General features: G+C 56.8%; 15 protein-coding genes and 1 pseudogene. 7 read left to right on the top strand and 9 right to left on the bottom strand.

Annotated elements, in window-relative coordinates; all coding sequences use genetic code 11:
• Positions 1 to 122: 122 nt before the first annotated feature.
• The 4 genes from ureC to CGLUCO_RS05070 all read right to left on the bottom strand — a co-directional run bounded on the left by ureC (position 123) and on the right by CGLUCO_RS05070 (position 3849).
• Positions 123 to 1835 (bottom strand): urease subunit alpha, encoded by a 1713-nt coding sequence (gene ureC / locus CGLUCO_RS05085; RefSeq protein WP_005396003.1) that lies wholly within the window; start codon positions 1833 to 1835, stop codon positions 123 to 125.
• A gap of 35 nt (positions 1836 to 1870) precedes the next feature.
• On the bottom strand, positions 1871 to 2179 hold the full coding sequence (locus CGLUCO_RS05080) for an urease subunit beta (RefSeq protein WP_005392113.1): 309 nt from the start codon (positions 2177 to 2179) through the stop codon (positions 1871 to 1873).
• A 12-nt stretch (positions 2180 to 2191) separates the two neighbouring features.
• Positions 2192 to 2494: an urease subunit gamma gene (locus CGLUCO_RS05075; RefSeq protein WP_005396002.1), complete on the bottom strand. Its 303-nt coding sequence runs from the start codon at positions 2492 to 2494 to the stop codon at positions 2192 to 2194.
• Between the two features lie 170 nt (positions 2495 to 2664).
• The gene (locus tag CGLUCO_RS05070) at positions 2665 to 3849 is read right to left on the bottom strand and encodes a DMT family transporter (protein WP_070739741.1); all 1185 of its coding nucleotides are present in this window, start codon (positions 3847 to 3849) and stop codon (positions 2665 to 2667) included.
• 924 nt (positions 3850 to 4773) lie between these two features.
• Here CGLUCO_RS05070 and CGLUCO_RS05065 point away from each other — a divergent pair.
• Positions 4774 to 5814, top strand: a pseudogene (locus tag CGLUCO_RS05065) (FecCD family ABC transporter permease); the annotation flags it as partial.
• Positions 5815 to 5992: 178 nt separating this feature from the next.
• Positions 5993 to 6577, top strand: coding sequence for a TroA family protein (locus tag CGLUCO_RS05060; RefSeq protein ID WP_005392099.1), 585 nt, complete (start codon positions 5993 to 5995; stop codon positions 6575 to 6577).
• A gap of 89 nt (positions 6578 to 6666) precedes the next feature.
• Here CGLUCO_RS05060 and prmC read toward each other — a convergent pair whose 3' ends face one another.
• From prmC to rho, 3 genes are read right to left on the bottom strand one after another with little or no spacing between them, the layout of a single operon-like run.
• Positions 6667 to 7524 carry a peptide chain release factor N(5)-glutamine methyltransferase gene (gene prmC / locus CGLUCO_RS05055; RefSeq protein ID WP_084035804.1) on the bottom strand — a complete coding sequence of 286 codons (858 nt, stop codon included), beginning with the start codon at positions 7522 to 7524 and terminating at the stop codon, positions 6667 to 6669.
• Positions 7487 to 8563: a peptide chain release factor 1 gene (prfA, locus tag CGLUCO_RS05050; RefSeq protein WP_005392094.1), complete on the bottom strand. Its 1077-nt coding sequence runs from the start codon at positions 8561 to 8563 to the stop codon at positions 7487 to 7489. Before prfA ends, prmC begins: the two co-directional genes overlap by 38 nt.
• Positions 8564 to 10528: a transcription termination factor Rho gene (gene rho / locus CGLUCO_RS05045; RefSeq protein WP_143336823.1), complete on the bottom strand. Its 1965-nt coding sequence runs from the start codon at positions 10526 to 10528 to the stop codon at positions 8564 to 8566.
• Between the two features lie 187 nt (positions 10529 to 10715).
• Between rho and CGLUCO_RS05040 the strand changes: the two genes are divergently transcribed.
• The 4 genes from CGLUCO_RS05040 (at position 10716) to CGLUCO_RS05025 (ending at position 15658) form a co-directional block, all read left to right on the top strand.
• Entirely contained in the window at positions 10716 to 12416 is a 1701-nt protein-coding gene (locus tag CGLUCO_RS05040) for a long-chain fatty-acid--CoA ligase (RefSeq protein WP_005395999.1), read from the top strand.
• 491 nt (positions 12417 to 12907) lie between these two features.
• A complete protein-coding gene (locus CGLUCO_RS05035; protein ID WP_084035808.1) occupies positions 12908 to 13972 on the top strand; it encodes a glycerophosphodiester phosphodiesterase family protein in 1065 nt (354 codons plus the stop codon).
• A 429-nt stretch (positions 13973 to 14401) separates the two neighbouring features.
• Positions 14402 to 15409 (top strand): GTP 3',8-cyclase MoaA, encoded by a 1008-nt coding sequence (gene moaA / locus CGLUCO_RS05030; RefSeq protein ID WP_084035810.1) that lies wholly within the window; start codon positions 14402 to 14404, stop codon positions 15407 to 15409.
• Positions 15410 to 15412: 3 nt separating this feature from the next.
• A complete protein-coding gene (locus CGLUCO_RS05025) occupies positions 15413 to 15658 on the top strand; it encodes a MoaD/ThiS family protein (RefSeq protein WP_084035812.1) in 246 nt (81 codons plus the stop codon).
• Positions 15659 to 15889: 231 nt separating this feature from the next.
• Here the strand turns inward: CGLUCO_RS05025 and CGLUCO_RS05020 are convergent, their stop codons facing one another.
• Both CGLUCO_RS05020 and CGLUCO_RS05015 read right to left on the bottom strand, forming a co-directional pair.
• A complete protein-coding gene (locus CGLUCO_RS05020; RefSeq protein ID WP_232621863.1) occupies positions 15890 to 16792 on the bottom strand; it encodes a hypothetical protein in 903 nt (300 codons plus the stop codon).
• A 237-nt stretch (positions 16793 to 17029) separates the two neighbouring features.
• The gene (locus tag CGLUCO_RS05015; protein WP_084035814.1) at positions 17030 to 17479 is read right to left on the bottom strand and encodes a molybdenum cofactor biosynthesis protein MoaE; all 450 of its coding nucleotides are present in this window, start codon (positions 17477 to 17479) and stop codon (positions 17030 to 17032) included.
• Between CGLUCO_RS05015 and CGLUCO_RS05010 the strand changes: the two genes are divergently transcribed.
• The gene (locus tag CGLUCO_RS05010) at positions 17478 to 18632 is read left to right on the top strand and encodes a molybdopterin molybdotransferase MoeA (protein WP_232621865.1); all 1155 of its coding nucleotides are present in this window, start codon (positions 17478 to 17480) and stop codon (positions 18630 to 18632) included. The two genes, CGLUCO_RS05015 and CGLUCO_RS05010, sit on opposite strands and share 2 nt — an antisense overlap.
• The last annotated feature ends 67 nt before the right edge of the window (positions 18633 to 18699 follow it).

Raw genomic sequence — 18699 nt, 5'->3', positions numbered from 1 at the left:
ACTTCGCGGATGTGGGCGCACGTGAAAAAGGTTTTACTTATCGCTATCGGGGCGCAGAAAGATGACGGAGGTAGCGTTCATTACTGCTACCTCCGATCTACTTTTACGCGACGTTCGTACGCCTAGAAGAGGAAGTAGCGCTGTGCCATCGACAGCGACTCCGCATACTCAGACGTAATTTCCTTTCCGTCGACCTTCAGCACATAGGTCTCGGGATCCACGGAAATCTCGGGCGTCTCGGAGTTGTGCTTCATGTCGGCCTTGGAAATGTTGCGCATGTTCTTCGCTTCCACGAAGGCACGCTTGGTGTTCAGGGATGCGGGAACACCAGCCTCAATGGCTGCCGTCGGGAGGAAGGTCACGCTCGTGCGGCTAGCAGCATCACCGTAGGCACCGAAGGAGTAACGCATCGTTCGCGGCTGAGGCGTCGGAATAGAAGCGTTAGAATCACCCATTTCGGAGCGAGCAATGTAGCCAGACTTCAGCACGATGAGCGGCTTCACACCGAAGTGCGCCGGCTCCCACACCACGAGGTCAGCAATCTTGCCTTCCTCAACCGAGCCAACAGCGTGGGAAATACCAGCAGCAATCGCCGGGTTGATGGTGTACTTGGCAATGTAGCGCTTGATTCGGTTGTTGTCGTTATCCTCCGTGTCGCCCTCAAGCGGACCACGCTGCATCTTCATGCGGTCAGCTACCTGCCACGTGCGCAGAACGACCTCGCCCACACGACCCATGGCCTGGGAGTCTGAAGATGTAATCGACATGATACCCATGTCGTGCAGAACATCCTCGGCTGCGATCGTTTCCTTACGGATACGGGAATCTGCGAAAGCAACGTCCTCCGGCAGATCCGGGTTGAGGTGGTGGCACACCATGATCATGTCAAGGTGCTCATCCAGTGTGTTCTTGGTGTACGGCAGGGTCGGGTTCGTCGACGCGGGAAGCACGTTGGAGTGACCCGCAAGTTCGATGATGTCCGGTGCGTGACCGCCACCTGCACCCTCCGTGTGGAACGTGTGGATGACGCGACCGTCGATGGCCTTAATGGTGTTGTCCACGAAACCGCCCTCGTTAAGGGTATCGGTGTGGATCGCAACCTGGATGTCCATCTCGTCGGCAACCTTTAGGGCGTTGTCGATCGTGTTGGCGGTAGCCCCCCAGTCCTCGTGGATCTTCAGGCCAATTGCGCCGGCCTTGATCTGCTCACGCAGGGGGTTGAGGTCGGAGGCATGGCCCTTACCGAGGAATCCAACGTTAATCGGCAGATCGACCGTTGCCTGCAGCATGTGGCGAATGTTCGCCGCGCCGGAGGTGACCGTAGTCGCGTTAGTGGAATCAGCCGGTCCAACGCCGCCACCAATGAGGGTAGTTGTGCCGTTATCCAGCGCAGCTTCCACCTGCCCAGGAGAAATGAAGTGAATGTGGGTATCGACAGCGCCAGCAGTGACGATCTTGCCTTCGCCAGCAATAACCTCGGTGCCTACACCGACGGTGATATCGATTCCATCCTGGATATCTGGGTTGCCGGCGCGACCGATCTTCATGATCTTGCCGTCCTTGATGGCAACGTCAGCCACGTAAACTCCGGTGTAGTCGATCACGAGCGGACCGGTAATCACGAGGTCAGGGATAATGTCGTCACCCTTTACTCGAGAGTTCTGCCCCATGCCGTCACGGATAACCTTGCCGCCACCGAAGTTAACTTCCTCACCGGGGTTGAGGTAGCTCTTCTCTACGCGTGCAATGAGATGGGTATCTGCAAGACGAACACCGTCTCCGGTTGTGGGACCATACAGTTCGGCGTATTGACGCCTGTCGATCTCAAATGACATGTTCTACGTTCCTTTCAGCTTTTCAGTCTTCAGAGTTAGTCGAGCGGGCCGTTGACTGCGCCGTTGAATCCGTAGACCTGGCGCTCACCAGCAAAATCAATGAGTTCTACAGTTCGAGAATCGCCCGGCTCAAGACGCACAGCAGTGCCGGAAGGGATGTCAAGGCGCTTTCCCCGCGCTGCTTCGCGGTCAAATTCGAGAGCGCTATTGGCCTCCGCAAAGTGGAAGTGGGAGCCAACCTGAATCGGACGGTCTCCGGTGTTTTTCACCTCGAGAGTGATCGACTCACGACCCTCGTTGAGGGTAATCTTTCCTTCAGAAATAAAGTACTCGCCTGGAATCATGGGAAACTCCTCTTATCGGATCGGGTTGTGGACTGTGACGAGCTTCGTGCCGTCGGGGAACGTAGCCTCGACCTGCACATCAGATATCATCTCGGGAACGCCTTCCATAACGTCGTCACGAGAGAGGACCTGGATGCCTTCAGACATAAGCTCGGCTACCGACTTTCCATCACGGGCACCTTCAAGGAGGTAGTCGGTGATGAGGGCGACGGACTCAGGGTAGTTCAGTTTGAGACCGCGCTCTTTGCGACGGCGGGCAACGTCTGCTGCAACAACAATCAGCAGCTTTTCCTGTTCGCGTTGGGTTAACTTCATTTCTTCTCCTTCAATTAGGGGGAAATTTCCGGGGGATCACACGGGTGCACCCCGTTCGCTTTCAGAACGGGGCTCCCCATCAATAGCACTGCTTGAGGCCACTACCGCCGATTTAGGATTGTTCCGAAAACAATTCGAAACTCTGACCTAGTCTTTGTGGACACCTAGTCTTAGTGGAACGGTCCGTGGTTGTGCTTCTTGTAGGGGTTATTAGGTACTTCTTGGGGATCGTGGTGGGGCGCTAACCCCTCACGTATCAGTTCTTGATCAAGAGGCTCGTCTGGGTTTCCTCTCTCGTGTTTTCGTTTCGATTTTGTGAACATACTGAACAAACCGTTCTGGTACGCCACTGTACCGAGAATCAGGAAGATACCGAGGACCTGCAGCTTGGAGGGGATCTCACCGAACAGAGGGGCTGCAATGATGACGGAAGTCACCGGGGAGAGCAGCAGAATACCTGCAGACAGCGTCGGATCCAGCCACACGGTGCCGTACTGTACGAACGTCCAGGCAAGTGCCTGACCAAGCACGGCGAGGCAAATCAGGTTGAACCAGTTCCACGCAGTGAGGGGATCACCGACTGTCGTCTCGGGGTTAACAAGCGGAAGTTCGCCGTTCAGGAGAACTCCATTCTTGAAATCGAACCCCCCACGCGGGGAGAAGAAGAAAGCAATGATAGTGGGCGGGATTGCCTGTGCGGCCATCGTGTACATCATCGGCTGAACGTACAGATCCTTACGAGCCGACGTTCCTGCCTTGCGGGACAAGTAGAGGTAGAAGGAGTAGCAGATACCGGAAGTCAGGCCGAAGATGGTTCCGAGCGTAGCTGTCTTAATTCCGTAGATCGTTTCGGGGCCACCCGATGCCTCTGCAGACTCAAACACACCACCAGTGAGCAAAACACCCACGGTCATGATCGGAACCAGAATGAGGAACACTGGCGGAATCTTGTACTTATCAAATACGGCCGTGAGCATCGGGACGATGATCACCTGAAGGTTCAAGAGAATTGCTGCAATGCCGGCTCCCACATAGAAGATGGAGTAGTTCCACGCGGTGAAATCGATGCCGAGGAAGAGTCCAGCAGCGACGGAGAGCATGATGCCTTTCTTCCCCAGACGCTCCTTTTTCCGCATCTCGCGGATTCCAAACGGCACCAACAACAGACATCCGATGACTACTCGAAGGAAGGCCTGAGTGGAGGGGTCCATGTTGGTGGCCTTCACCCACAGGGGAGTTCCCGCGAGGAAGGCGGTACCAGTAGCAAGCACCAGGACGGCACGACCGTGACTAACGTGTTTTATTGGTGGGCCGTCAATAGTGACATTCATGCCCACTTCAGATGTTTTCGACATACCGTCAATCTATCCTGTATTTTATTTTTTGCAAGAAAGTTTTTTCCGCCGTTGCATACATTACGGTCCATTGCAATATTTGCGGAAAAATATATGTAATTTACGGAAAAAATACAGAAACCATTGATATTACCTACCCCCGTTCTAGGGTGACTGCAATTAACAGTATGTCCGTACTGACCAGCGTTTTTTACGATTCCGAATAAGAACTATCGATGCTTCAGTGACACGCCCGACCACTTCCGCATATTCACGTATTCTATTGAATGTTTTAAGGCCTCGAGTTCATTTCATTCCCCTTTACTGGTCAATAATTTATCCACTCTTCCCCGCTAATAATTTTCCCGACTAAAAATAAACGACCTTCTGTGCCGTCCCATATCACACAAGCCTAAAACGATGCCACGATCCAAACATTCGCCCCTAACAGACGAGTCCCCTCCTCCTAAAAACCGAAATTTTATCACCAGGCTCGGGACAGCTCGGTCATCAGACTTCCATCCTCGATTTACCCCACGATCATCCCGTTACAGCAGCGGCACCTAAGACCACCAATCACCAATGTTCAACAAGCATCCACTCACTCACATTCGTTCACCGCATACAAAGACAGGTCACACCATAAATGCCGAAGAGCTGCCCTCGTACAGCATGGGCACACCCCCTCCCGACACGCCTCTTGACTTCCTCCGCGAACACATTCCTTTTCCCACCCTCGCGCCCTCCCCTCTACCCAAAACTTTCCTGCGGTTCCACCCCCTCATCCAGGCGCTTGTAGTACACGACAGCCTTAGAGGTACTCCAAGGGAACACAGAAACAGTCCAATGGCCAACCCACCCCAAAACCCCCTTCTTCAAAGAACCAATTGACTTTTAGAAAACCCTCTCCTACCCTGAGGCCATGATTACAGCTGCGGATCTGTATTAGGGCTCAGAAGGCATCGTCGCCTAGCGACAGTTTGGCTTTTTGGGCTCACGATCGGTCTCGCCATTACTCTCGTGATCAGCGTTGGGCTGGGTTCGGTTCATGTATCCGCTACTGAAACAGTGAGCATCATTTCACATCATGTCTTCGGCACAGATTCCACTGTGGAATCCGTCAAAGACACAATCGTCTGGGACATTCGCGTCCGTCGCGCTATCCTCGGCATGGCCGTAAGCGCTGGCCTTGCCGTAGCTGGTGGCATACTGCGGACTCTGGTTCGCAACATCCTTGCCGATCCCTACATCATCGGGATCAATGGTGGAGCATCGACGGGTGCGGCTCTCGCAATCCTCTTCGGCGCAGGCGCAGCCCTTGGCGACTACGCACTCCAAGGCAGTGCTTTTATCGGGGCGGTCGTCGCGTCGTTTGTTTTGTATGGCGTTGCGCGCTCGCAGGGCAGGTTGACGTCCATTCGCCTCCTCATCGCAGGAGTCGCTCTCGGTTACGCGCTCTCTGCGGTGACGAGTTTCCTCATTTTCGCCTCAGGCAATGCCGAAGGAGCGCGGTCAGTCATGTTCTGGCTTTTTGGCCCCCTCGGCCTTGCGAAGTGGGACATAGCATTAGTGATAACCGTTGTAGTTGTACTTTTTGGGCTCGTCAACGGAGTTGTCTGGGGCCGGAACCTCGATGCACTGGGGATCGGGGACGAAACAGCACTTACAGCCGGGATAAACCCGGAGCGCTTCAGACTCCTGATGCCCATTCTGACCTGTTTAATCGTAGGGGCAATCGTCGCCATGGCAGGATCAATTAGCTTCGTTGGTCTCGTCATCCCGCATCTCGCCCGTCGCACGGTAGGGGGATCTCATCGGTTCATGCTTCCCGTCGCGGCTCTCCTTGGCGCGGTCTTACTCATGTGGGCCGATATTGGGGTCAGGATGCTTCTCGCACCAAGAGAACTATCCATCGGTATTATCACCGCGCTCGTCGGAGCCCCATTCCTCCTCATTCTTGTACGAAACATGCGCGCCACCAGTTAGAGGATCTCACCAGTCACGCTACCAGTTAAAGGATCTCACCAGTCAGAAGAATCACGTCCCGATCTCACCCCAACACGCAGAACTCCATTCACATACGCAGAACTCCGTTTACACATGGGAAATTCCGTTTAGTACGCGGAATGCTGCACATCAGACACATAAGAAAGGAAGACAGAAAATGAAGAAAGTTTTCTCCCGCAGCCTCGCTCTAGCCATCATGGCTGCCGTGAACATGAACCTCGCTGGGTGTTCGTCAGACACCACGAATTCTGCCACGTCATCGCCGGCTGCTGCAGACAGTAGTCATGGCTTTACTTTTGAGAACTGTGGACACGAAATCACGGTAGACGGCGTTCCCCAGAAGGTACTCCTAGTGAACAGGATTGGGGTTGTTCCAACTCTCTATGCCCTGGGCGTGCTATCTGATGTCCACATGCGCGCCGGTGCTTTTGCGCCGGAATATTTCGCTTCCTCCCCCGAGCTGAAGAAAAAGGTGGACTCGATTCCGAACCTTACTGAAAAGGTAGATCCGACCGGACACCTGCAGATCTCCAAGGAGGAAGTTGTCGATGGCCCCAATGCGTTTGTCAAAGCCTATTCTGGGAGCGTGATGAGTGATCTTCCACTGGCTACTGCGGATTCACCGGAACGATACGCCGACATCTTCCGCGCAGCTGGCCTGCAGGATGTGTCTGTCACGTGGCTTCCTGAGATTACTACACTGGACGACACATACGGCACCGCCCCAGGGCACGAGTCCTAGCCCCACTTCATGGTCTGCGGATCAACTCCGGTTTAGAGGGATACGGTGGAGGAAAACAACCGCGCACATCAGCGCGGTTGACTGCCTCGTTAAACGTCAGCGCCGACCGGCTTCACACCGGTGACAAATCGCGGCTTACCGGCGAAATCCTGCATGGGTTCGATGTGGGTGAAGCCTGCCTCCTGCAGGCTCATGCATACGGCGGGCTGGGTCGCATCGTCGTGCTCAACTCCAAAGCAGCCGCCTGGTTTCAGCAACGCGAAGGCGGTGTGGGCCAGCTGCGGGATACAAGACATGCCATCTTCACCAGCGAAGACAGCATCGTGGGGATCGGCTTCGACTTCCGGAGAAACCTCGGCGGCCTCCGGCACGTAGGGCGGATTCGAGACAACTACATCAAACCCATCCCCCTCCGGATCGAGAGCGGAGACACATGCTGCAGTGTTCAGCACGTCTCCACACCACAGGTTATCCACGCCGTTTTCGCGAGCGTAGCGCGCGGCTTCTGTGGACTTCTCCGCCGCAACAACGCGCGCTGCGGGCACATAGTGGGCGATGTAGGCAGCGATTGCGCCGGATCCCGTACACAAATCAGCGTACGTGGCGGCATGTTGCTTTACCGCCCAATCTGCGAGAATCTCTGTTTCCGGACGGGGGATGAATACGCCAGGACCGACGTGTAGGTCGAGGGGACCAAACGGTGCCGTGCCGAGGATCCATTGCAACGGTTCTCGTGTGGCACGTCGGCGGATGAGCTCCCAAAAGCCAGCGGGAACATCGTCGTGGAAAAAGAGCGTTCCCACATCGGTGTGCAACAGGTGAGCGGCGATGAGCCGGGCGTCGACAAGCGGAGACGCGCAACCGGCGGCGGACAGTTCGTCCGCCGCCGACCGTAACGCCTGGGAGAGCTTAATCCTCGGCCTCCAAGCGGGCCTGCCGGTCCGCATCCTGGAGAGCCATCAGGAGCGCATCCATATCGCCGTCGAGCACGCTATCAAGGTTGTTAGCCTTGTAGCCGATGCGGTGATCGGTGATCCGATTCTCCGGCCAGTTGTAGGTGCGGATCCGCTCGGAACGGTCCATGGTGCGCACCTGCGCGTGGCGACCCTCAGCAGCCTCTGCCTCGGCCTTCTCCTCTTCGATCTGCTGCAGGCGCGCCTGCAGGACCTGCATGGCGCGGGCCTTGTTCTGGATCTGGGAGCGTTCCTTCTGGCAGGTCACAATGATGCCGGTAGGAAGGTGCGTCAGGCGGACTGCGGAGTCCGTCGTGTTCACGCCCTGACCGCCCTTACCGGAGGAACGGTACACATCGACGCGAATGTCTTTCTCGTCGATCTCCACCTGGCCGACCTCATCCGGCTCCGGGTACACGAGGACACCGGCGGCGGACGTTTGGATACGACCGTTTGATTCCGTCACGGGGATGCGCTGCACGCGGTGCACGCCGCCCTCGAACTTGAATACACTCCACGCACCGTCCTGGGACGGATTCTTGGAACGGATGGATAGCGTCATGTCCTTGACACCACCGAGGTCCGACTCGGACTCGTCCAGCACCTCGGTGATGAAACCGTGCTTTTCTGCGTAGCGCTGGTACATACGCACCAGTTCGCCTGCGAACAGCGCTGCCTCTTCCCCGCCCGCGCCGGCCTTGATCTCCATGACCATGTCGTCCGGATCGTGGGGGTCACGCGGTGCGAGCATGTCGGCGAGCTTTTCTTCAAGCTCGACAACCTTCGGCTCAAGGCGCTCGACCTCGGCTGTAAACGCGGAGTCCTCGTAGGCGAGTTCCTTCGCGTCGGCAAGGTCAGCACGTGCCTGCTCGAGCTGCGTGTTCAGGTTCACGATGGGCTGCAACTGGCTGTACCGTTTGCCAGCCTTGCGCACATTGTCCGGGTCGTTAGCGAACTCCGGGTCGGCCATCTGAGCCTCGAGACCCTGGTATTCAGCAAGAATGTCGTCTACTGCGGAGACGTGGCTCGCCATTTAGATGTAATCCTCCTCCGTCTCACCCGCTGTCATCGGCGCGGACGTGGCCAGCGCTCGCATAAATTCGCGGTTCGACTTCGTCTTCTTCAGCTGCTTGATGAGCAAGTCAATCGCGGCCTGCGAATCCAGTGCGCTCATGATACGACGCAGCTTGTGCACAAGCTTGGCCTCATCGGGAGCGAGAAGGAGATCGTCCTTGCGGGTACCCGACGGGTTGATGTCCACAGCCGGGAACACACGGCGCTCGGCGATCTTGCGATCAAGCTTCAACTCTGCGTTACCGGTGCCCTTGAACTCCTCGAAGATGACGGTGTCGCCGGCGGAGCCGGTCTCGACCATAGCCGTAGCGATGATCGTCAGCGAACCACCGTTTTCGATATTGCGGGCAGCGCCAAGGAACCGCTTCGGCGGGTACAGGGCGTTGGAATCCACACCACCGGATAGGATGCGCCCGGAGGCCGGTGACGAGTTGTTGTACGCGCGGCCGAGGCGGGTAATGGAATCCAGGAGAACGACCACGTCACTGCCGAGCTCAACCAGGCGCTTTGCGCGCTCAATGGCAAGTTCCGCCACGGCGGTGTGCTCTGACGGCGGGCGGTCAAACGTGGAGGCGATCACCTCGCCGTTGACGCTGCGCTGCATATCCGTGACTTCCTCGGGGCGCTCGTCCACGAGCACGACCATGAGGTGGCACTCTGGGTTGTTTGCGGAGATCGCGTTGGCCACGGTCTTGAGCACGGTGGTCTTGCCAGCCTTCGGCGGGGAGACGATGAGTGCGCGCTGCCCCTTACCAATCGGCATGACAAGGTCGATGAGACGCGTGGTAAGAATGTTCGGCTGCGTTTCCAGGCGCAAGCGCTGATTCGGGTACAGCGGCGTGAGCTTGGAGAATTCCGGACGTTGCTTGGCGTTTTCCGGCGGAAGCATGTTGATCGCATCCACACGCTGCAAAGCGTTGTTCTTCTGGCGACCGCGATTGTTATTGCGACCGCGACCACGATTATTGTGGTTGTTGTTGGAATCCTGGTTCGCGCCCTCACGCGGTGCGCGGATAGCACCCTGGATGTAATCGCCGCGACGCATTCCGTAGCGACGAATCATCTGCTGGGGAACGAAGACATCCTGGCTGCCTGCTTGGTATCCCGTCGTACGCACAAAGGCGATGCTGGAATCGATGATGTCCAGAATGCCAGCGATTTGCTGCATCGGCTGGGATTCCTCGTTCTCCCCTATGTGATCGTTCTTGTCGTTGCGCTCGTTACGGTCGTTGCGCTCGTTACGCTGGCGACCACGTCCACCGCGACGATTGTTGTCACGGTCATTCCGATCGTTGCGCTCGTTCTTGTCCTTGTGCTCGCTACCGTTGCCCTCGTGACGGTCCTCGGCACCTTGGCGAGCATCCGAATCACGGTTGTCAGATCCACGGTTGTCGGAGGAATGACGATTGTCTCCACCGTGCGAATCATTGCGGTGAGAATCGTTCTCGTCGTTGTTCTGGTTGCGACGGCGGTTGTCACTTTTACCACCGTTGTTATCCGCATCGTCACGGCCATCACGGTTGCGACGGTGGTTCATCTTTTGGCGAACCCGGCGCGCACGACGGGCCTGTGACCTCGACTGGTGGGCACCATCGTGGCGGTCAGAAGTGTTGGACTCGCTGTTTTCTTCCTGCGCATCCTGTGTAGAAGATTCTTCTGCAGGAGACTGGTTTTCTGGCTCAGACTCTTCCACGATCGTGGCAGCGGGCTCGGACTGAGCCTTGCCCATGGACTGTGCTTTCCGTGTAGCCCGGCGTGGCTTGGACGCTTCACGCCTGGGCTCACTATCCCCGTTCAGTTCGGCTGCCAGTCGATCGATGAGCGCCTGCTTACGGAGCCCAGATACCCCTTTGATCCCCTTTTCCTGGGCGATCTGCTTGAGCTCGGAGAGCTTCAGCGTTGACAGATCCACATTGTCCGTCATAGACACATATTCCTTTCGTACCGCCTTGAGACTGCGGTAGTTAGAGGTAATTTCTTGAAAAGAAGTTCCGCGATGGGAACGACAAAACTTGGAATATTGCGGGAAGAAGTGAGAACCCGCATCTGTTTCGGGATCTATCCTAACCCATACGCCCATGCCACGACAACATTAGGTTAAAGTTTGTGGTATGCGCGCCACCATGCAAGATATCCCGTTGAATGTCGCCCGAATCCTTGAATATGGAACGACAATTCATGGCGACACGACAGTATACTCCTGGAATCGGGATGAGCTGGAGGAAACCACGTTCGCTGCGATCGGCAAGCGAGCTGCTGCTTTCGCCCATGCTCTCGAAGATGAGCTGGGAATCCTGGGCGACGAACGGGTGGGAACACTCATGTACAACTGCCCGGAGCACCTCGAAGTGCTATTCGCCGCAGCGTGCAAGGGTGCGGTGTTCCAGCCTCTGAATAAGCAGCTGCAAGCCGATCAGATCGCGCACATCATCAATCATGCCGAGGACTCTGTCATCGTCTGCGACCCTCGACTTGTGGACATTCTTGTTCCGATCCTCCCCCGATGTCCCATCGTCCGCGCTGTGGTGGTCATCGGTGACGGTGATCTAGCACCAGTCCTGGCCGAGCTTCCTGCTTCAGTCGCGGTGTACTCCTATGAGGAGCTTATCGACGGCCGACCCACCCACTACGACTGGCCAGAGCTGGAAGAACACACGGCCGCTGCTCTGTGCTACTCGACGGGCACCTCGGACGGCCCGCCGAAGGGTGTCGCCTACTCACATCGCTCCATTTATCTGCACTCGCTTTCCCTGCGCACGCAGGATTCGTTCGCGGTGTCTCACGGCACGCCATTCCTGTGCTGCGTTCCGATCTACCACGTTCTGAGCTGGGGTGTTCCGATCGCTGCTTTTATGTCCGGTGCCCCTCTGGTTCTTCCCGGTCAGGACGTGTCCCCGGCTCGGCTTGCGCGGATCATCGCCGAGGTGCATCCACGCGTAGCAACAGGAGTGCCCACACTGTGGATTTCTCTCATGGTTCACTATCTACATCACCCGCCAGCCAGGATGAGTTTGACGGAAATTATTGCTGGTGGTTCGCCCGTACCTCCTTCGCTCACGCAGATGTGGGAGGAAAAATACGGCGTCGATGTCATCCAGATGTGGGGAATGACGGAAAGTTCTCCTGTTGGCACGGTCGCACGGCCACCGTCCGGCGTATCAGGACAGCAGCGCTGGGCGTACCGCATCTCCCAGGGCAGATTCCCAGCATCCGTGCAGTACCGTGTGGTGACCGATGGTGTCGAAGTTTCCCGTACCGACCGCAACCACGGCGAAATTCAGATCCGTGGCCCCTGGGTAACGGGATCGTACTTCCATTCCGACAATGTAACGACATTCCGGGGCAAGCCTTTTTCAGATGCCGAGGATCAGTTCACAGACGATGGCTGGCTTCGCACAGGCGACGTGGGACGTGTGACCAAGGACGGCTTCCTCACTATCGAGGATCGCGCCCGGGATGTGATCCGCTCCGGCGGTGAGTGGATCTACTCCGTACAGCTGGAAAACCTCGTCATGGCGCACCCGGATGTCATCGAGTGCGCGGTCATTGGCTACCCGGATAAGAAATGGGGCGAGCGACCTCTCGCTGTCACTGTCCTGCACGAGGGTGTTCCGCCGACGAGCGAAACCGCTGAGCGCCTGCGTACCTCCATGAGGGAAACTCTGCCCAACTGGATGCTGCCCGAGTACTGGACGTTCGTCTCCAGCGTGGATAAGACAAGCGTTGGCAAGTTCGACAAGAAGGATCTTCGCGGACACCTTGCCCACCACGAGTTCGAGATCGTCAAACTTAAAGGGCCCGGCGAACGTTAGACTGCCGGACTCTCACCACCGCGATACTGATTTCACGCCACGCTGGTTAGGCGCACGCTGGTTTTTCGCCGGGCCAGTGTTTCGCCAGGCCGGTTTTGCGCACGCTGTATTCCCAAAGCACTTCAAAGGTGTTGAAACCATGCCACGTGACCAGGCGGTGACATCCTCCCCCTCCCCCACTTCCTGGTGTTTTACTGCCAACATCCTGAATGCCAGCTAAAAGCGATAATGCTACGACGAGAAACCTGGCATAACTAAAACAAATGGTAGGTGAGTCGCGACTCATCCCCCGCTTCGATGGCGTTCACGGCGGCTCTAACCCGACAGCTGTTGTTCACCTGGCACGGTTCCCAACATGCGCTAATTTAATGTTCGTTAGCCTTGAATAAAACTTTATACATCCCAGCTACTTGGTTGCTTCTAACAGGATCACGCTACGACGACTTCGTTATGAAGATCTCGTTAGAAAGAAAGCCCTAGAAAGACCGCTTATGCACCACCGTCATCTCTATGCAGTGCCACTCGTCGGCGCGGTGATGATTGGTACGCTATCGGCATGCTCAAGTAGCGTGGCTTCCGATTCCGTCATCACCCCCGAGCCGATTGCCGCCGAAGCGAGTGGCTCCGTATTCTCATCATCACCGATCGATGTGCAAGCACATAGTGGTGGCCGTGGCGAGTACACCGAAGGATCCGAGGCTGCTTTCATCAACGCTCTCGAGGTCGGGGTTACTACCCTGGAGTTCGTCATCACGCTGAGCAAAGACGGGGTTCCCGTTGTGTGGAACGACGCTCGCATCTTCGCGGAAAAGTGCTCCGACACCGCTCCAGTTACACCGGGCGATCCGCAGTTTCCCTATGTAGGTAAGCGCATCGATACGCTTGCCTACGCCCAGGTGCACACCCTGGATTGTTCTAAGCCGTTAGCCGATTTTCCCGAGGCGCATCACCCGCAGGGAAGCACGATTCTCCAGCTCAAAGATGTCTTCAACCTAGCCAAGGATGCACCGTACGTTCGTTTCAATATCGAGCCACGAACTGAGGTTGATTCCGATGAAGCAACGGCTCTACCCCAGGATTACGTCGCGGCCATCCTATCGGAAGTGGAATCATTCGACCTCAGCGACAGGGTCGCTATCCAGTCGTCGGATTGGAGCGTCCTCCCCATGGTCCGGGCTTCGAACCGCGAGGTTTTAACCGTGGCGAAGTATGACGCTGAGACATTCACCGATGGCTCCCCATGGCTAGCAGGAATTCAGTATTCTGCGGTCCACGGAGATCCGATTACAGCGGTCGTCGCCCTTGGTGCCGATGCGATTGCTCCCAATTTCGGAGGCCCGTTGGGAGTTCGCAGAGGGGACACCGGGGCTCGCCCGGAGACCATGGCAGAGTATGTTGATCGGGCTCATGAGCATAATTTACTGGTCATTCCGTGGACGGTTAATGATCCTGCCACCATGGTCGACCTGGTCAACGCAGGTGTCGATGGAATCATCACTGATTATCCGTCACGTCTAGCTGACGTACTCAACGATCAGCGCATCTCGTTGTCGTAGCACTTCTTCGTTCCCCACGGCCGCCGGTGTGAGCCCGGGATAGGTGCGTACGAGAACGATTGCCCCGTTACAACACCCGACGCCGCCCTTGGTTGCCCTAGGTCACCCTACGTCACCGAGCGTCGCCCTACGGTTAAGAAGCGGATACGTGGCGCTGACTACTGTTTTCCCGCACACGGTTTGCCTGCACATAGTTTGCCCACACTTAGTTTGCCCACACGTGGTGCGCCCTGCACATGTTGTGACAGAACTCCGCCTCACCAGCAGTCGCTCATACTCACTTGCTTTCGCTACGACGCACAAATCTCACAGGCTGGACCGGCAACGCTTAAACCCACAAGCTAGACCGGCGAGGCAAACACAAGAATAAACAAGGTCGTACATCTGTTATTAGCTACCGCAGGGTATTTCGACTAGTTTGGAGGGGACATGTCAACACACACTTTATTGGCCGACCGCTACGGCCGCGTCGCCCGCGATCTCAGGGTGTCGCTCACCGACCGTTGCAACCTCCGGTGTACCTACTGCATGCCTGCCGAAGGACTGGAGTGGATTCCCACCCCGGATACGTTGACTGATGAGGAAACGATTCGACTCATCCGCATCGCTGTGGAACAGCTCGGAATCCAACAGGTTCGCTTTACTGGTGGCGAACCCCTGCTTCGCAAATCCCTTCCGGAGATCATTACTGCCACGAAGGCCCTCACACCTTCTCCCTCCACGGCAATCACCACCAACGGTGTGAGCTTGCATCGCCATGCACGAGCGCTGAAGGACGCGGGATTGGATCGCGTTAACATTTCTCTAGATTCCCTTGATAACGACACATACACACGCCTCACCCGTCGCGACCGCCTTGACGATGTGCTCACATCTATACGTGTCGCCAGCGAAATCGGTCTCACTCCCGTGAAGGTGAACACGGTAGTCATGCCGGAGGTCAATGAAGGGGATATCGTACCGCTAGCGGAGTTCTGCCTACAGCATGGAGCACAGTTGCGGTTCATCGAGCAAATGCCCCTCGGGCCCCCTGATAAATGGGATCGTTCGAAAATGGTAACTGCCGATCACATTCTGGACACCCTGCGGACGCGGTTTACTTTGGAGGAGGCAGAAAAACCGCGCGGATCTGCTCCTGCTGCCCTGTGGCATGCCACCGATGGTGCCCTCGATGGGTACGTCGGCATCATCGCAGCTGTGACACACCCGTTTTGTGGCGATTGCGACCGCACGCGTCTGACCACGGACGGCGCCATTCGCAATTGTCTCTTCGCCCGCGAGGAGACATCACTGCGCGACCTCATGCGCACCGGCGCCACAGATGACGAGCTCGCTCGTGCCTGGAGCGAGTGCATGTCCGTTAAGAAGGCTGGACACGGTATTGATAGCCCCCTTTTCATCCAGCCGGACCGGACTATGAGCGCAATTGGAGGTTAACAAGTGACAACTATTCGCTACTTCGCTGCCGCGGCCGATGCCGTAGGCCTCGCCGAGGAACCAGCAAAGGTCGATGAAACGACCACGCTTGCAGAGCTGCGGGAGCAGGTACTACACACACACCCGCATGCACGAGCGGTGCTTGAGCAATGTGCCATTTTCGTCGACAACGCCCAGGCCATTGACCGACGGGCACCGGTCGCCTCGGCACAATCCGTCGATTTCCTGCCTCCCTTTGCAGGAGGCTAAGGCAGATCACAGTTACCCGCGACGCATGTCTTTTTCTGGATCTCGGTACGCATTCACGTCGGGTCCGTATTTCCATCACACCCGTCTTTTTCGTCGACTCACCTGTCCAACGGATCCATAATTCTCATAAATCTATAATGCGTGTTTGCTGCGGTGCATGCTCCCGCGACGGAGAAAGCTTTCATGAACGGCGAGCACTCCCGCAGGACATTTATTCCTAACAATTTATTCCTAACAAACAGGCGCTAAACCGGATGGAGCCAAGGATTGGTTCGCTGCCACACAAGCGTCACGTGCAGCCCGCTGAGCCTGTTCCGTGGCCCCTTCGAGCACTCTATTTGCCTCCTCCTGGGCGGCACTCACCTGGGCATTAACGGCGGCGACAGCCTCTGAAGAACCGAGGCCGATCGTTTCTAACGGAGTTACCACGGGTGCCGGTGGCGGCGCAGGGGCAGGATGAGGATCATTATGCACAGCGGCTACAACATCGGCAGTGTGTGCATCAGGTCCTCCGTAGGTATTGGCCGCCACCGTGAAACCCGGCGCGAATGATACCGAGGCATGGATATCACGACGATCTGCCCACCCGAACTTAGTTCCCTGAACCCCCGGAACCCGGGATGTCCCATAGTTTTGGTGGTAGCCATCGGCAGCAATCGGAGCTACTGTCTCCATCCCACGGATAATCGGTGCGGCGATAGGGTCATTCCTAATCTGTGCAGTGAAGCGAGAGACATCTTCGGTGGACGTGCGGACGCTCCCCCAGTACCCCGTGTAAAACGTTTCTCTTAGGCCAAACTCTGCAATGACACCACTGATGGCGTTCCGATATCGCTGATCGAGGTAGGAGGCGGTGCCGTCCTCGCTGTAGCGAATCATGTTCTCTACCCGCTCCTTATCAGAAGGATCACCGTACTTGAGGACCCAATACCCCAAATACAGCTTGCTCAAAGACAAAGCAGGACGCGCTTCGTGACTGTTACCGGTGGAAAAGGTCAAACCAGAATCTTGCCGGACGGTAATTTGAGTGCGTGGCGGTACCATGCGCGGATCTAGCGTCACTGCCTGCGCTGCTGGCACCACACCACAGGTGAGCACCGTTGCCACACACACTCCGAAAAATTTTTTAACCACTAAATGATTGTATGTGGCAATAAAACAATTACTGTGGAAAAACGACACGGAAGCAAGAGATAAAGATCACAGAGTCTGTCTCAGCGATACGGACGAGGTATGTATTGGTCAGCCTCGAGACCTGCAGAGGATCCAGGAACCTGTGGAGGCCCCAGGAACCTTAGATATCAGGTCACATCTTTTTCGATTCCTGTGCAGGAGCGCCCGTACAGGAACCGCTTGCAAAGGGATGACTGGTTAGGCGCAATTGCTCCACTCATAGGTGCCGTCAGAGAAGAATTGTTGCTTCCAAATAGGAAGCTGGGCCTTAATTTCGTCGACGAGCTCGGCTAACGCCTCAAACGCCTCACGCCGGTGGGATGAGGAGACAGCCGCACCAAGGGCAGTGTCGCCGATGGACAGATCCCCTGTCCGATGTTCGACTGCGATGGAATGGAGGTCGTATTTCTTCCCAATCTGTTCAGCGACCTCAGCGATGATGCGCTCGGCCGCAGGGTGAGCCGAGTAGGTCAGTTTGGTCACCGCGTGGCCGTGATCGTGGTTGCGTACCCGGCCGTCGAACGTAGCGATGGCTCCGGCCTCATCGCAGGCAACCTGCTCGGCAAGAAAGGGGACATCAATAGCGGTGTCGCGGATACGTGAGTAAATCATTCGGGTCAGTATAGTGGGCGTTGTGTTAATCCCCATGAGTGAATACCTGTCCACCATCCAGAAACTCGCAAAACCGCTGGAAAAGCGAGTAACCCTCGCCACCGAGGAGGCTGCAGGTTTCGTCCTTGCTGAGGATGTCACCGCTACATTGCCTATCCCGCGGTTCACCAATTCTGCTATGGACGGATTTCTCGTGCGCACGGAGGATGCTGACGCTACCCGACGCGTAATCGGGGATGTTCCAGCAGGAGCCACGGCGCTCTCGGTCGGCTCGGGGGAAGCCGTGCGGATTATGACGGGTGCTCCAACGGGCGATGACGAGGGGCTTGCTGTTGTCCCCGTGGAGGACACTAACCTCGAGCCTGGGCCACAAGAGCTTCCTCGCACGGTGGAGGTTCACCGTTCTCCAAAAGCACAGGCAAACATCCGTCGGAAAGCAGAAGACGTGTGCGTTGGCGACACCGTCGTCCGCGCCGGGCAGCGGCTTGATGCGTCCGCTATCGCGGCAATCATCTCGGTTGGTGTCCCTACCGTGACGTGCTACCCCCGCCCCGTTGTCGGCGTGGTCTCTTCCGGCGACGAGCTGGCAGCCGTCGACAAGCTAGAAGAAGGGCAAATACCCGATTCCAACGGCCCCATGATCGAGGCGCTTGCGCGCGCGGAGCACTGCGACGTGGTCCGCACCCACCACTCCAGCGACAACCCATCCGATTTCCTCGAAATCCTCGATGATCTTGCCAGCCGCTGCGACCTTGTCGTTACGACCGGCGGGGTGTCAGCCGGCGCATACGACGTAGTCAAGGAAGCTACCGCTGGATCTATCACCTTTGTCAAGGTCGCACAACAGCCAGGTAAGCCCCAGGGCTGCGGGTTGTGGAAGGGCATACCGCTTGTGTGCCTGCCTGGTAACCCTGTGAGCTCCTGGGTGAGTTTCCATATGTACGTTCGCGAAGTGATTGCATGTCTCACCAATACCCCGCGCGAACTGGTGAAGATTCCCATGTCCATCGACGGCCCACTCGACCCGATTGAGGAGCGCACCCGCTTCTTCCCCGTCCGCGTCGAAGGCGACCGCGTGGTGTCGAAAGGCGCGGGATCCCACCGCATTGGTTCCCTCGTTGGAATGAACGGCCTTGCCATCGTCCCTCCCGGACACACCGGCCACGATGCGCTTGTCATGCTGCTCTAGTTCTGACACAACTCCACATACTGGCACCAGTTCGCCAATCATCTCAGTTTCACTACGGGTGTCAGCT

Source organism: Corynebacterium glucuronolyticum DSM 44120 (assembly GCF_030440595.1).
GTDB lineage: Bacteria > Actinomycetota > Actinomycetes > Mycobacteriales > Mycobacteriaceae > Corynebacterium > Corynebacterium glucuronolyticum.
The sequence above is the reverse complement of the archived record's forward strand: the minus strand, read 5'-3'. Positions and strand labels throughout refer to the sequence as shown.